13 protein-coding genes are annotated in these 15,254 nt (G+C 63.0%); 8 read left to right on the top strand and 5 right to left on the bottom strand.

Going from position 1 to position 15,254, the window contains the following annotated elements:
* Positions 1–9: 9 nt before the first annotated feature.
* From EN906_RS01600 to EN906_RS01585, 4 genes are all read right to left on the bottom strand, one after another.
* A complete protein-coding gene (locus EN906_RS01600) occupies positions 10–780 on the bottom strand; it encodes a helix-turn-helix transcriptional regulator (protein WP_127271428.1) in 771 nt (256 codons plus the stop codon).
* Positions 777–1,487 carry a helix-turn-helix transcriptional regulator gene (locus EN906_RS01595; protein ID WP_127268993.1) on the bottom strand — a complete coding sequence of 237 codons (711 nt, stop codon included), beginning with the start codon at positions 1,485–1,487 and terminating at the stop codon, positions 777–779. Before EN906_RS01595 ends, EN906_RS01600 begins: the two co-directional genes overlap by 4 nt.
* A gap of 553 nt (positions 1,488–2,040) precedes the next feature.
* Positions 2,041–3,072 carry a histone deacetylase family protein gene (locus tag EN906_RS01590; protein ID WP_127268994.1) on the bottom strand — a complete coding sequence of 344 codons (1,032 nt, stop codon included), beginning with the start codon at positions 3,070–3,072 and terminating at the stop codon, positions 2,041–2,043.
* 26 nt (positions 3,073–3,098) lie between these two features.
* Positions 3,099–3,755, bottom strand: a complete 657-nt coding sequence (locus EN906_RS01585; protein WP_127268995.1) for a TetR/AcrR family transcriptional regulator — start codon at positions 3,753–3,755, stop codon at positions 3,099–3,101.
* 260 nt (positions 3,756–4,015) lie between these two features.
* Here EN906_RS01585 and EN906_RS01580 point away from each other — a divergent pair, with 260 nt between their 5' ends.
* The 8 genes from EN906_RS01580 (at position 4,016) to EN906_RS01545 (ending at position 14,817) form a co-directional block, all read left to right on the top strand.
* Positions 4,016–5,695 carry an amidohydrolase gene (locus EN906_RS01580; RefSeq protein WP_127271425.1) on the top strand — a complete coding sequence of 560 codons (1,680 nt, stop codon included), beginning with the start codon at positions 4,016–4,018 and terminating at the stop codon, positions 5,693–5,695.
* 141 nt (positions 5,696–5,836) lie between these two features.
* Positions 5,837–6,931, top strand: coding sequence for an ABC transporter ATP-binding protein (locus EN906_RS01575; protein ID WP_127268192.1), 1,095 nt, complete (start codon positions 5,837–5,839; stop codon positions 6,929–6,931).
* A complete protein-coding gene (locus tag EN906_RS01570) occupies positions 6,931–7,851 on the top strand; it encodes an ABC transporter permease (RefSeq protein ID WP_127268193.1) in 921 nt (306 codons plus the stop codon). The genes EN906_RS01575 and EN906_RS01570 overlap by 1 nt, the downstream gene beginning before the upstream one ends.
* Positions 7,844–8,647, top strand: coding sequence for an ABC transporter permease (locus EN906_RS01565; protein ID WP_127268194.1), 804 nt, complete (start codon positions 7,844–7,846; stop codon positions 8,645–8,647). The genes EN906_RS01570 and EN906_RS01565 overlap by 8 nt, the downstream gene beginning before the upstream one ends.
* A 28-nt stretch (positions 8,648–8,675) precedes the next feature.
* Positions 8,676–9,710: an extracellular solute-binding protein gene (locus tag EN906_RS01560; RefSeq protein ID WP_127268195.1), complete on the top strand. Its 1,035-nt coding sequence runs from the start codon at positions 8,676–8,678 to the stop codon at positions 9,708–9,710.
* Positions 9,711–9,946: 236 nt separating this feature from the next.
* Positions 9,947–11,143, top strand: a complete 1,197-nt coding sequence (locus EN906_RS01555) for a serine hydrolase (protein ID WP_127268196.1) — start codon at positions 9,947–9,949, stop codon at positions 11,141–11,143.
* Between the two features lie 37 nt (positions 11,144–11,180).
* Positions 11,181–12,362, top strand: coding sequence for a serine hydrolase (locus EN906_RS01550; RefSeq protein WP_127268197.1), 1,182 nt, complete (start codon positions 11,181–11,183; stop codon positions 12,360–12,362).
* A 127-nt stretch (positions 12,363–12,489) separates the two neighbouring features.
* Positions 12,490–14,817, top strand: a complete 2,328-nt coding sequence (locus EN906_RS01545; protein WP_127271550.1) for a Tex family protein — start codon at positions 12,490–12,492, stop codon at positions 14,815–14,817.
* Here EN906_RS01545 and EN906_RS01540 read toward each other — a convergent pair.
* A partial coding sequence (locus tag EN906_RS01540; RefSeq protein ID WP_245484145.1) for a LysR substrate-binding domain-containing protein occupies positions 14,818–15,254 on the bottom strand: 437 nt, incomplete at its 5' end.

Below are 15,254 nucleotides of genomic sequence, written 5' to 3'. Positions count from 1 at the left end.
CGAAAACCCCTATTCGATCAAGCCCAGCCGCAGCGCCTTGGCCACGGCCTGGTTGCGATTGACGGCGTTGAGCTTCTGGGTCGATTGGGTCAGATACTGGTTAGCGGTGTGCACCGATAGTTTCAGGAGCCGCGCGATCTCTTCGCTGGTGTTGCCGTTGGCGGTCAGCTTAAGGCATTCGAGCTCGCGCTTGGAGATTGCCCGCATGCGGCCGGTATCGCCCGGACGGATGCGGGCGACGGCGGCGAACAGCGAAAAGCAGCGGGCGTGTATTTCGTAGAGCGCATCCTGCTGCAAGGTCATCTCCGAGCCCAGGAATACGACAAGACCGCATTGGCCGCGGTCGGCGTGCACGGGAAAAGCGATGCCGCTGGTTCCGGGCACCAGCGCCGCCATCTGCTCGGTCCAGGCGAGAGTGGTAAACAGCTCCACCATGGCAAGGACGCCGTCATCCGTCCACCAGCGCGGTTCGGTCGAGAGGCGGGTGTGGCGCACGATCTCCTCGCCGTTGGCGCCTGAGATGAACTTGGTCGCCACGGCAATGCCCGGATAGTCGGAATCAAAGCATGGCACGAGCCGCGCCCGCTCGGGCGAGGGGCTTACGAAGAAGAGGCCGAAAGCCGAGGCATTCATGTCAACGGCGATCCAGCGGCAGCGGCGCACGGCATCGGGAATGGTGACCGCGTGATGGGTTTCGGAGCCAAGGGTGAAGGCTCCGAACGGGTTGCGCTGCTCGTTGAAAAGGGCTTCGGCCGTTTCCTTGATATCGGCGTGTTTCAAATGATGCCGCTCCTGATCGCCGTGGCGATGGCCATCGCGCGGTTGCTGGCCGCGAATTTCTGGATGGCGTGGGTGATGTAGCTGTTGACGGTGTTGGAGGAGACGCCAAGGATGACGGCGACCTCGTCGGTGGTCTTGCCTTCGGAAACCCAGAACAGGCATTCGCGCTCCCGATCCGACAACGGATCCTGCATGGCGGCAGCGGCAATCAGTTGCGGGATGTGCGAGAGCGCGTAGCAGCATTTCAGTTGCGCCCGCATCAACGCCGGCTGGTCGATGCTGCCGGCGGTCGCCGCAGAGAACAGGGCGAACAGGCGCTGGCGACCGACATTAAGGCGCAGCGAATAGATTTCGGCATGGCCGAGCACGTCGAGAAGGCGGGCTTCCTCTCCGGTGATCAATCCGTCTGTTTCTGGTGCCCGGGATGCCACGAGCGGATGTGGACGGATACCTGGCGCGACGGTGAGCGCGCCTTGCGCGAGCCCGGCGATCAGCCGCTTGCCGATCAGCTCGATGGCATCGAAAATCCAGTTGGAGGAGACGATGCGCGCATCGTTGCGGTCCTGGTCGTGGACAATGGCGACCAACATGTAGCTGTCGGCGCCGATCTCGGCGGTCAGTTGCATGAAAAAGCTGGTGAGATCGCCGCGCGACGTCAGGCGCGAGCCCAATGTGTCGGATTGAAGAAGTGCGGCGGGACTGCTCATTCTTGTTGCTTTTGGCCGGAATCGTTTCTGCTGTCCGGATGCTGGAAGCCAGCCGCCAAACCCGAATACGCATTACTTTGACGAAGACACACGCGTGGCGCAGGGCTGCGCCGAACCAAATCCCGAATCCATTCAGGGAACGCGAAGCCGTCCGCGTCTGGTGCCGGAAAAGCTCCGGAACAAGAGACTTTGGGTGTTCGCCGCGCCCCCCAAGGACCGGCTGATTCGGGTCTAATCTACCCGCAGTTGAATCTGACATCAAACGCGATTTGACAAAATCGAATCCGATGGACACACGTGCGACTCAGAGGTCGGTTTTCGCGCCTCGGAACAGAAGACCGGGACGCGAAAACCTTCGCCGGCCATTTCGGCGGCCGGTCGATTTCGCCAGGCTCGGGAGCATTGAACAGATGGGCGCGCCGGTTGCCGTGCCGAAGGCTGGTGCCTTGGCCCGATAGTGGGAACCGGGGGATGTTGCCGCCCGGTCCCGGCCGTCCCTTGCTTATGCCTGTCGTTGTCCCAAAACCGCTAGATGCTCCGGGACGACAGGCATTTACCGATCCTCGAACCCGGTCAGCACGCCGACCGCGTTGATGCCGATCTCCTCGACGGCATAGCCGCCTTCCATGACGAACAGCGTCGGCAGGCCGAGCCCGCCGATGCGGCGGCCGATCTTTGGATAATCAGATGTCTTCAGCTTGAACTGGCTGATCGGGTCCTTCTCGAACGTATCGACACCCAGCGAGACGATGACGACATCCGGTGCATAAGCGGTGAGCCTGGCGCAGGCATCCTCGAGCGAGGCGTTCCATGCATCCCAGTCGGTGCCGAAGGGCATCGGATAGTTGATGTTGAAGCCTTCGCCGGCACCCGCGCCGCGTTCGTCGGCATGGCCGAGGAAGAACGGGTACTCGACCATCGGATCGCCATGCAGATTGAGCACCTGGACGTCGGCACGGTCGTAGAAGATCTCCTGCGTGCCGTTGCCGTGGTGATAGTCGACATCGAGGATCGAGATGCGTTTGGCGCCCTGGTCGCGGAACCATTGCGCGGCGACGGCGGCGTTGTTGATGTAGCAATAGCCGCCCATGAAGCCAGCCCCGGCATGGTGGCCGGGCGGACGGCAGAGCGCGAAGGCGGAAGCCTCGCCATCCTTGACCAGGCCGGCGGCGGTCAGCGCCACATCGTAAGAAGACTTGATCGCAGCCCATGTGCCTTCGACGAAGGTGGCGCCGGCATCGAAGGAATAATAGCCGAGCAGTGCGTCGACGCGCTTTGGCGGCACGTCGCCGCGCAGGCCGCGCGTCGGCCAGGTGAAGGGCATCGCCGTGCCCGTGAGGCCTGCTTGCAGCCATTGCGGCCAGACCGTCGGAAGAAAGTCGATATAGTCCGATTTGTGGATGCGCTTGGCGGCGGCGAGGTCATGTTCGTGCGGCGCGATGATGGGACCCAGTTTCTCGCTTTCGACCCGTGCCTTGATGAATTCGGCCCTCGATGGCTTTTCGAAACCCGGCACGATGGCTGATGTGACCAGTTCCATTTGGCCGGCATGGCCGGCGTGAAGGGGGGAGAAAACAGTCTTCATAAATTCCTCTCGAAGTGCGAAATCAGTCAAGATTCAAGATTGAGATAAGGGCTCACCAGAGCGAGCCACATTCTTTCCACATCATCCTCGATGAGGTCGTATGTCTTGCGGTCGCTTTTCAACCCGACAAGCCGGCAGGCGTGCCCGACGTCCATCATCAGCACGCCGAGCCGGCTGGCGATCTTGTCTTCAAGCGCCGGGTTCACATGCTGCAGCCATGCGGCGTAGAGCGCGATGATCTGCTCGTCATATTCGTTCTGGATCGGCCTGAGGTCGGCATTGCCTGAAATGGCCTCGATCACCGGCATCAGGCTGGCGTTTTCGAGGTAGAGTCTGGACGTGTCGATGAAGAGCTTGCGCACTTCGCGCCGAAACTCTTCACGGTTGGTGGGCGGGGCGACCTTGATACGCTTGGCGATCACCTCGGGAAAGGATGACAGCCAGCGCCGGGCGAGGTCCAGAAGAATGGCTTCCTTGTTGGGAAAGTATTGGTAGATCGAACCAACCGACAAGCCTGCGCGCTGCGCAATGGCGAGCGTCGTGGGCGTCTTGGTTCCTTGCTCCCGCGTCAAGACCAGCGCTGCGTCGAGAATCCGGTCGACCACCTTGCTGGAGCGTTGTTGCCGCGGCTGTTTGCGCGGTTCGAGCGCTATCCTGGTTTTGCGATCGAGACTGCGCTTCACTGTCCGATGTCCTCGTTCCCCGCCCGGTCTCAACATGGTGGGAGCTTGCTGTCCACAATACATTCCAGATTCGGCATGTTGACAAACGCGAATAATCAGTCGCATTCTTTATCCACGCTGCCTCTCGGGATGACAAGGGGAATTTCCAAGACAGCGCACTGGCATTCTTTTTCGTCCATGGCGTCGCTCCGGTGGGGTGGCAGGTTGTTGGACAAGAGGGTTTATCGGTCCCAGTCAGTCGTCAAAAGCGCGGAGTCGCGATGTCTGTCACAGGTGCGGGTCACAATGCGGATCTGATCGTCATCAACGGTCTCGTGCAGACCATGGACGACGACAATCCCACCGCCGAGGCTGTCGCCGTCAAGGATGGCGCAATCGTCGCCATCGGCAGCCGCGCCTCCATCGAAGAGTTCAAGGGACCGGCCACCAGGGTCATCGACGCCAAGGGCGGTTCGGTGGTCCCGGGGTTCATCGAAGCCCATATGCATCTGTTTTCGGGCGGGGCTGAACTTGCCCACCTTCAACTCACCGGTATTCATGGCTTCGAGGCGCTGCAGAAGGCGATCCGCGACTATGCGCCGACCCGGCCCGACGCGAAGATGCTGGTCGGCCAGGGCGTCGACTACACCGTGCTCGGCAGCGAGCGCGTGACGCGCCATCACCTCGACGCCATCTTGCCCGATCGCCCGTTCTGCATGGCGGCGCCCGACCATCACACCATGTGGGCCAACACCAAGGCGCTGGAAATGGCCGGCATCCTGCAGGGGCGCACGCTTGGTCCGGGCAATGAGATCGTCATGGGTGACGATGGTCTGGCCGCCGGTGAATTGCGCGAAGGCGAGGCCTTTGGCCCGGTGCTCGATCTTGCCGGCGAAGGCCGGGTGCGGCTGGGGCTGTCGACCGGCGGCGAGCCGGACCCGATGCCGACGACGGCGGAGCGGGACGCCGACCGCGACATCATGCGGCGCGGGCTCGCCTGGTGCGCCCGCCACGGCATCACCTCGATCCAGAACATGGACGGCAATCTCTATCAGCTTGAGCTGCTGGCCGAGATCGACGCCGAGGAAGGCTTGCCCTGCCGCGTCAAGATCCCGTTCCACTACAAGAATTTCATGACGCTCGACATGCTCGACAAGGCGTCTGATATGGCCGAACGCTACAACAGCGAATGGCTGTCGTCGGGCATGGTCAAGGTGTTCTACGACGGCGTTCTCGATTCCTGGACAGCTGTCATGGTCGAGCCTTATGCCGACCGGCTCGACTGGGTGGGCGAGCCGCTGTTCACGCCGCAACAGTTCATCGATCTGGCCGTCGCGGTCGACAGACGCGGGCTGCAGATCGCCGTGCATTCGATCGGCGACGGCGCGGTGCGCGCGGTGCTCGACGGTTATGAGGCGGCGCAGAAGGCGAACGGCAAGCGCGACAGCCGTCACCGCGTCGAGCACATCGAGGTCACCACCACCGCTGATGTGCCGCGTTTCGCCGAACTCGGCGTCATTGCCTCCATGCAACCGCCGCATCCGCCGGGCGCAATGGATTTTCCACTGGAGCCGACGGTATCGCGCATCGGGCCGGCGCGCTGGCCGCTGAGCTATGCGTGGCGGACCTTGAAGGATGCCGGCGCGCATGTCGTCTTCGCATCGGATTGGCCGGTGTCGCCGATCGATCCGATCCTGGGCATTCAGGCGGCAGTGTTGCGCAAACCGTGGGCAGAAAGAGACCCGGACCAGAGTTTCTCACTGCATGAAGCGATCGCCGGTTACACGATCGAGGGCGCCTACGCCGAATTCGCCGAGCACCGCAAGGGCACGCTGAAATCAGGCTACATGGCCGATCTGGTGGTTTTGTCGATGGATATCGAGAACACCGCCCCGGCCGACCTGCACAAGGTGCGGCCGGTGACGACGATTTGCGGCGGCAAGGTCACCTATCAGGCCTGACTATGGCATGGGGCTTGCAGGCCTCAATGACTGATTGAACTGTGACCCAATGCCGGGCTTGCCAACCCACCGGCCATGTGGTCACATCGAACAGGGGAAGAGCTCCGCCAGCAAGAGCGGGGTCAACAGTGAGGCGTAATCGTGCCGGACAAACCGGATCGGAATGCGATTGAAGTAGTAAACGTCAGAAAAATTTTCGGATCAGGTGAGGGGCAGGTAGCTGCCCTCGACACGGTCTCGGTATCTATCCGCGAGAACGAATTCTTCACGTTGCTGGGGCCATCCGGCTGCGGCAAGACGACGTTGCTCAGGCTGATCGCCGGCTTCGACTTTCCAACCGCCGGTGAGATCCTGCTCTACGGCCAGGACATCGCGCCGCTGCCGCCCTTCAAGCGGCCGGTCAACACCGTGTTCCAGTCCTACGCGCTGTTCCCGCATATGACGGTGGCCGACAATATCGGCTTTGGCCTGGAAATGCTGGGCAAGCCGAAGGCCGAGATCAAGGCGCGCGTCGCCGAGATGCTGAAGCTGGTCAAGATGGAAGCTCTCGCCGGCCGCCGCACCGGCCAGATTTCCGGCGGCCAGCAGCAGCGCGTGGCTCTGGCGCGGGCGCTGGCGCCGCAGCCGAAGGTGCTGTTGCTCGACGAACCGCTGTCGGCGCTCGACTTCAAGCTGCGCAAGGACATGCAGATCGAATTGAAACGACTGCAGCATGAGACCGGCATCACCTTCATCTTCGTCACCCATGACCAGGAAGAAGCGCTGACGATGTCGGATCGCATTGCGGTGATGTCGGCGGGCAAGATCCTGCAGGTCGGCTCGCCGTGGGACATCTACGACAAGCCGGCGGAGCGCTTCGTCGCCGACTTCATCGGTGAAACCAACTTTCTCACCGCCGCGGTCTCGAACATCGGCAATGGCAAGGCGCGCGCCACACTCAAATCCGGCGCGACCATCGAGGCGACCGTTGCCGAGGGCTTCCAGCCGAAGGACAACGCCACCGTGGTGGTGAGGCCCGAGCATGCCAAGCTGACCAAGGACAAGGGCGAATTGTCCGGCACTGTCGACAACATCGTCTATTTCGGCACCGACACTCATATACATGTGCGGCTCGACAGCGGCGAGGTCTTCACCGTGCGCCAGCAGAACACGCGCAGCGCCGGTTGCGGCTTCGAGCGCGGCGACAAGGTCGGCATCGTGATCGGCAATGACGCCGCGCAAGTGGTGAGGGACTGATGGCGAGCGCGGAAGAAGTCGCCAAGGAAGCCGAACGCAGAGATATCCGCGATCGGTGGGTGCTGTCGGCGCCGGCACTGATCATCATCTTCCTGGCGGCGTCCGGCCCGCTGCTGATCGTCGTGATCTATTCCTTCCTGACGCCGGGGCCCTATGGCGGCGTGGTGTGGAAATTCTCCACCGATGGCTGGCTGTCGGTGCTGTTGCAGCGCGACATCTTCGACGACACTCTGGCCTTCGCCGATGCGCATTTGTCGATCTTCTGGCGTTCGATAAGCCTGTCGTTCTACACCACCGTGCTGACGTTGTTCTTCGGCTTCCCCACAGCCTATTTCATCGCCACGCGACCGCCGAAGACGCGCGAGGTCTGGGTTTTCCTCGTCACCATTCCGTTCTGGACGAATCTCCTGATCCGCACCTTCGCCATGCAGCAGGTGATCCGCAACGAAGGGCTGGTCAACACCGCGCTGATGGCGCTCGGCATCATCAAGCAACCGCTGCAGATCATGAATACCGACGCGGCCATCTTGCTCGGCATGATCTATGTCTACCTACCTCTGATGGTGCTGCCGATCTACGCCTCGATGGAGAAGCTCGACTTCCGGCTGGTCGAGGCCGGATATGACCTCTACGCCGGTCGCTGGCAGGTTCTGCGCCGCATCGTCTTCCCGTTGATCAAGCCCGGCGTCATAGCCGGCTCGATACTGGTCTTCATTCCCTCGCTTGGCGCCTATGTCATTCCGCGGGTGCTGGGCGGCGGCAAGAACATGATGCTCGGCAACCTGATCGAACTGCAGTTCGGCGCAGGCCGTAACTGGCCGCTTGGCGCGGCCATCTCAATTACGCTCATGGTGCTGGTGATGATCGCGCTCCTGTTCTACGTGCGCAACGCATCCCGGTCGGAGGGAGCCCATGGCTAAGCGTCCGTTCGACATCCAGGCGCAACCCGGCTTCGGGTTCATGGCGCTTCTGACCTTCTTCGCGCTCTATCTGCCGATCGCGGCGCTCGTCACCTATTCGTTCAACACGGCGGATTCGCTTTCGCGCTGGGATGGCGTCTCACTGCGCTGGTTTATTTCGGCCTGGCACAATTCGGCTGTGCAGGACGCCTCCGTCCGCTCGCTCGTGCTGGCAGTCTCGGCCGCCGCGCTATCGACGATCGCCGCCACCATGGCTGCTCTGGCCACGACCCGCACGCGGCCCTATCCCGGCCTTACCTTCAAATACGCCTTCATCAACCAGCCGCTGATGGTGCCGGAGATAGTCACCGGCGTCGCGCTCCTGATCGTGTTCTCGCGCATCAAGGTCTGGACCGGTTACTCAGGACTCGGTTACCTGATCGCCGCCCACACCGCCTTCTGCATCCCGTTCGCTTACCTGCCGATCCGGGCGCGGCTGGACAGCATGGACCTGACGCTGGAGCGCGCAGCCGCCGACCTATACGCCACGCCCTGGAAAGCCTTCCGTTTCGTGACGCTGCCGCTCTTGAGGCCGGCCATCATCGCGGGCTTCATGCTCGCCTTCGTCATTTCGCTCGACGATGTGGTCATCACCGAATTCGTCAAGTCCGGCGGCCAGGATACGCTGCCCACCTACATGCTCGGCCAGTTGCGGCGCGAAACGAGCCCGGAAATCAATGCGATCGCCACGGTATTTCTTGCGCTGTCGGTGGTGCTCGTAACCGTGTTCTACTTCGTCAATAGGCGCAAGCCATAACCAACGATTGCCAAACGGGAGAATAGCAATGAAATGGAAGACCACGGCTGCCACGGCGGTATTCGCAATGTTTGCCTTTGCGGGCAGCGCGTATGCGGAAGGCGAACTCAGCATCTTTAATTGGGGCGACTACACTAGCCCCGAGATGATCAAGAAGTTCGAGGATACCTATAAGGTCAAGGTGACGACCACCGACTACGACTCCAACGACACCGCGCTAGCAAAGGTACGCGCCGGTGGTCATGGCTTCGACATTGTGGTGCCGTCGGCCAACTACGTGCCGATCTGGGTGAAGGAAGGGCTTCTGCTTGAGGCCCGGCCCGACCAGATGGAGAACTTCAAGAATGTCGACGAGCGCTGGGTGAACGTTCCCTGGGATCCGGGCCGTCATTATACGGTTCCGTGGCAGTGGGGCGTGACCGGCATCGGCGTCAACACAAAGGTCTATGACGGCGACATCAACACCTCGGCCATCTTCCTCGATCCGCCGAAGGAACTGGTTGGCAAGATCAATGTCGCGCCGGAAATGAACGACGTGCTGTTCGCCACCATCAAGTATCTGGGCGGCAACTGGTGCACGGACGACAAGGAATTGCTCAAGAAAGTGCGCGACAAGCTGGTGGAGGCCAAGCCGAAATGGCTGGCCATGGATTATAGCGTGACCGATAAGCTACCGGCCGGCGACTATTCGGCCGTCTACTACTGGAACGGCGCCATCATGCGCTCGCGCATCAAGAACCCCGACATCAAGTTCGGCTACCCGAAGGAGGGCTTCCCCTTTTTCATGGACAGTGTTGCCATCCTCAAGGATGCCAAGAATGTCGACAACGCCAAGCTGTTCATGAACTTCATCATGGATCCCGAGAACGCCGCCATGATCTCCGCCTTCGCCAAATATGCCAATGGCATCAAGGGCTCGCAGGCATTCTTGCCAGCCGACATGAAGGATGCGCCCGAACTGGTGGTACCGCCAGAACTGGAGAAAGCGGGCGAGTTCCTCACCCCTTGCTCGCCTGAGGTGCAGCAACTCTACACGCGCATCTGGACGGACGTTCAGAAATAGCGGCACTCCGCCTTCTTCCGCGCGAGTTGGAAGACGGCGGGTCAAGGGCCGTATGAGGGGTAGCGCTGAATTCGCAGCGTTCGCGCCGCCCCTCACCTGGCCTGCCGGCATTGCTCTTCGCCATGGCGTCGGGCGTTCGTCACTCGAAAGGCCCAATCGGGGGCTTTTTCGTCCGCTGTGCAGACCGCCCTCATTCAAGTGAACTGAAGAGCGGCATGCGGCGGCAGGGGATTCTCATGCAGTCATACCGCAACAGCGACGCGCGGCCGCCGATCATGCAGGGCTCGCCGCCCGCCATGGTACCGCCGAAGCTCGACTGGGACCGGCCGCCGTGGAACCGCTGGGCGTTCCAGCACATCCGTGAAATTCTGCCGACCGCCGAAGTCTGGCGCGGCAATGGCCATCGCCACCGCTTCGAACGCGCCGAGGTTGATCTCGACGGGCTGGCGGTCGAGGACAGCGAGGGCATGCCGACGACGCTCGCCGGGTTGCTCGACGAGACCTATACGGACGGCTTTCTGGTGCTCAAGGACGGCAAGGTCGCCTATGAGCGCTATTTCAACGGCATGGATGAGCGCACGCTGCACTTGTCGCAGTCGATGGCGAAGTCCGTTACCGGTTCGGTGTTCGGCATACTGGTCGGGCGCGGCCTGATCGATCCGGCCAGACTGGTAACAGATTACCTGCCGGAACTCGGCGTTACCGGCTGGACCGGCGCCAGCGTCCAGCATGTGCTGGACATGACCAGCGGCGTCCGTTTCTCAGAGGAATATACCGACCGCTATTCCGACATCGGCCAGGTCGATGTCGCCACCGGCTGGAAGCCGGTGCCGCTGGACAGCGATCCGGCCTTTCGTTGGCCCTCGCACATGTTCGAGCTGATCCTCGGCTTGAAGGACACGATCCGCCCGCACGGGGCTCAATTCGAATACCGCTCGATCGAGACCGACGTGCTTGCCTTCATCATGGAGCGGGTGACAGGCAAACGGCTGCCGCAGGTGGTTTCGGAAGAACTCTGGCAAAAGCTCGGCGCTGATGAAAGCGCCTGCTTCACGGTCGATAGCGCCGGCTATGCGGTGGCCGACGGTGGCTTCAACGCGACGCTGCGCGACTATGGCCGCTTCGGCCAGCTGATCCTCGACAATGGTGGCGGCGTCGTGCCGGCCGGCTGGGTCGAGGCGACGCGCAACGGCAGGCATGGGCCGGACTTCAGCCCCAGCCTGCCGGAGGGCAGCTATCGCAACCAGTTCTGGATCGAGGATCCGCGCTCGCGCGCACTGATGTGCCGCGGCGTGTTCGGTCAGATGATCCATATCGACTGGAACACCGGAATGGTCGTGGTGAAGCTTTCGACCTGGCCGGATTTCGCCAATGGTGCCTATTCCATAGCGACGCTGAAGGCCGTGCACGCTATCGCCACGGCACTTCGCTGAGCCCCCACAAAGAAAAAACGACCCGGAAGGAAACGCCATGACCGGCAAGACCGTGTTCGAGACCCGCTATGGCTTCCGGCGCAACCAGGTGGTGCTCGCCAACTGGCGCGAGAACCCCTTCAACCGGTGGTCGTTCCAGAACCTCGGCGAACTGGTGCCGACCGCCCGCGTGGCGGCGACGTCGGGCGTTGTCGAAACCCCCGTGCGCGATATGGGCGGCCTGCTCGGCGAAAAGGTCGCGATCGCCGGCACATCGGAGACAGTGGCTGAATTTCTCGCGCGTTCGAGCACCGACGCACTGACGGTGATGAAAGACGGCAAGATCGTCGGCGACTGGTTCGCCCCGCATATGGATTTCGGCGCCCGCCACATCATCTTTTCGATCAGCAAGTCGCTGACCGCCATCATTGCCGGCATTCTGGAAGGCGAGGGCGTATTCGACCCGGAAGCGCCGGTGACGGCCTACATCCCTGAAGCCGCCGGCTCGGCCTATGGCGATGCGAGCGTGCGGCATGTGCTCGACATGAGCGTCAGCCTCGATTTCGAGGAAGCCTATCTCGATCCGGAGAGCGCTTTCGCCCGCTATCGTCGCGCCACGCTGTGGAATCCGGGCGGCGGCACGGAGAGCCTGCGCGAATTCATTTTGACCTTGCAACGCCTTGCAGAGCCGCATGGCCAGACCTTCCGCTACCGCTCGCCGAATTCCGACCTGCTCGGACTGCTGCTCGAGCGCGCGTCGGGCCAGCGGTTCACCGACCTGATGCGCGAGAAGCTGTGGCTGCCGCTCGGCGCTGTCGGCGAAGCCTCGATCGGCGTCGACATGGAAGGCACGGCGCGCACGGCCGGCGGTATTTCGGTGACGCCGCGCGACCTGGCGCGTGTTGGCGAGATGATGCGGCAAGGCGGGGTGGCCAATGGCCGCCGCATCGTGCCGGAAGCCTGGGTGCGCGATACGGTTGCTAGCGGCGGCAGTTCCGACGCTTGGCAGCGCGGCGCGATGCAGCCGCTGTTCCCGAAGGGCCGCTATCGCAACAAATGGTACCAGACGGGCTTGCCGAACGGCGCCTATTGCGGCATCGGCATTCATGGCCAGTGGCTGTATGTCGATCCCAGGACCAAAGTGGTGATCGCCAAGATGTCGTCGCAGCCCGAGCCGGTCGACGATCCGCTCGATGTCGAGATCGTCGCCTTCTTCGAGGCGCTGAGCCGGATGGTCTGATCCTCGCTTGGCCGCCACATTAGCGCGCGCTTTCCTGTGGACCCGCCGGGCTCATGGAAACGCGGCGGTTGGCGGACCGGACGTCTGCGCCTATGGTCGCCGCTCTTTGGACGAGAGCAGGTACGACATGGCATCCGACATCAAGCGCATTGCAGCCATCATCGCGGCCGAGATCAGCGCGCGGCCCGAACAGGCGGCCGCGGCGATTGAACTGCTCGATGAGGGCGCGACAGTGCCGTTCGTGGCGCGCTACCGCAAGGAAGTCACCGGCGGGCTCGACGACACGCAATTGCGCGATCTTGCCGAACGCCTTGCCTATCTGCGTGAGCTCGATGCGCGCCGCGACAGCATCCTTGGCTCGATCCGCGAACAGGGCAAGCTGACCGAGGAGCTTGAAGGCAAGATCGTCGCCGCCAGCACCAAGGCGGAACTTGAGGACATCTACCTGCCCTACAAGCCCAAGCGCCGGACCAAGGCCGAGATCGCCAGGGAGCGCGGGCTGGGGCCGCTGGCCGAAGCCATCTTGGCGAACCGCTCATTGGTGCCTGCCGAACTGGCACTGGCCTATGTCAGCGAAGAGGTGGCCGATACCAAGGCAGCGCTCGAAGGGGCGCGCGACATCCTGTCGGAACAATTCGCCGAGAATGCCGATCTGGTCGGAAAATTGCGCAGCTACATGAAGGAGCGCGCCTTCATGCGCGCCAGGGTGGTCGACGGCAAGCAGGAAGCCGGTGCGAAATTCTCCGACTATTTCGACCATGTCGAGCGCTGGGCAAATGTGCCGAGCCATCGCGCGCTGGCGATGCTGCGTGGCCGCAACGAGGAGGTGCTTTCGCTCGACATCGAGGTCGATGCCGATGATACGTCGCCGGTGAAGCCGGTCGAGCGGATGATCGCCAATGCCTATGCCATCGGAGGCAGCCTGCCGGGTGACCGCTGGCTGATGGAGGTGGCGGGCTGGACCTGGCGGATAAAACTGTCGCTGCACCTGACTCTCGATTTGATGCGCGACCTGCGCGAGCGGGCCGAGGAAGAGGCGATCCATGTGTTCGCCCGTAACCTCAAGGATTTGCTGCTGGCGGCGCCCGCCGGTTCGCGCGCCACTATGGGGCTCGACCCCGGCATCCGCACCGGCGTCAAGGTGGCGGTGGTCGACGGCACTGGCAAGGTGCTGACCACGACGACCGTCTACCCGTTCCCGCCCAGGAATGATGTGCGCGGCACGCAGGCGGAGCTCGCCAAGCTCATCCGGCTGCACAAGGTCGAGCTGATTTCGATCGGCAACGGCACCGGCAGCCGCGAGACGGAAAAGCTGGTCGCCGACATGCTGTCCGACATGCCGGCGGATGGTGGTCCGAAGCCCCTGAAGGTGATCGTCAGCGAGGCCGGCGCCTCGGTCTATTCGGCATCGGCGACGGCGGCGGCGGAATTCCCCGGCCTCGACGTGTCGTTGCGCGGTGCCGTCTCGATTGCCCGGCGGCTGCAGGATCCGCTGGCAGAACTGGTCAAGATCGAGCCCAAATCGATCGGCGTCGGCCAGTACCAGCACGATGTCGACCAGTACCGTCTCGGCCGCTCGTTGGAGGCGGTGGTGGAAGACGCGGTCAACGCCGTCGGCGTCGATCTCAACACCGCCTCGGCGCCACTGCTGGCGCGCGTTTCAGGTCTCGGCGCGTCTCTGGCCGACGCGATCGTCGCCCATCGCGATGCGACCGGGCCCTTCGCCAGCCGGAAAGATCTGCTCAAGGTGCCGCGGCTCGGACCTCGGGCCTTCGAACAATCCGCCGGTTTCCTGCGCATCGCCAATGGCAGCGAACCGCTCGATGCCTCCTCTGTGCATCCGGAAGCTTACGGCGTGGCGAAGAAGATCGTCGCCGCCTGCGGGCGCGATGTGCGGTCGTTGATGGGCGATAGTGCCGCGCTGAAGGCACTCGACCCGCGCGTCTTCGTCGACGAGCGTTTCGGCCTGCCGACGGTGCGCGACATCCTGGCGGAGCTGGAAAAACCGGGCCGCGACCCGCGCCCGGGCTTCAAGACGGCGACCTTCGCCGACGGCATCGACGACATCAAGGATCTGAAGCCCGGCATGCTGCTCGAAGGCACGGTCACCAATGTGGCCGCCTTCGGCGCCTTTGTCGATATCGGAGTGCATCAGGACGGGCTGGTGCATGTCTCGCAACTGGCCGACCGGTTCATCAAGGACGCGCATGAGGTGGTCAAGGCCGGCGATGTGGTCAAGGTGCGGGTCGTCGACGTCGACATCAAGCGCAAGCGCATCGCGCTTTCCATGCGCAAGGATGGCGGCGAGGGTGGCGCACCGCGTGGCGGGCCACGCGACAATGGTGGCGGCAGGCCGGCACCACGTTCGCCGGCACCGCAGCAACGCCAGCCGGAGCGGCCGGCACAGCAAGGCGCATTCGGTGCTGCCTTGGCGGATGCGCTGAAGCGGAAGTAGCTACCACGCCAGAACGGCCGGCTCCTTCTCGACCTGGCCCAGCAGCCAGTCGCGAAAACTGGCGACTGGCGGATGGCCTCGCTTGTCGTGTGGGACGACGAGATAGTAGGCGCTGCGGCTTTGCATGGGCCGGCCTGGCGCCGGCACCAGCTGGCCGCGCTGCAATTCACCTGCAATGAGGATCAGCGGCAGCAGCGCCACGCCGAGCCCCGCCATGCAGGCCTGGGCGGCGGTGCCGAACTGCTCGAACTGCATGCCGGGCCCGGTCGGCGCGCTCAGGCCCTGATGCTCGAACCATTCGGTCCAGGCGCCAGGACGCGTCGCCATGTGCAGCAGCGGCAGGCGGCCGATATCGGCCGGTGAGGCGATGGCGCGGCCGGCGAGGAATTCGGGCGACACGACCGGCGCCACGGTTTCGCGCACCAACAGTGTCGAGT

Origin of the sequence: Mesorhizobium sp. M7A.F.Ca.CA.004.06.1.1, from assembly GCF_003999135.1 — a bacterium.
Taxonomy (GTDB): Bacteria; Pseudomonadota; Alphaproteobacteria; order Rhizobiales; family Rhizobiaceae; genus Mesorhizobium.
Note: the sequence above shows the minus strand (reverse complement) of the source record. Positions and strands in the feature narration are given on the sequence as shown.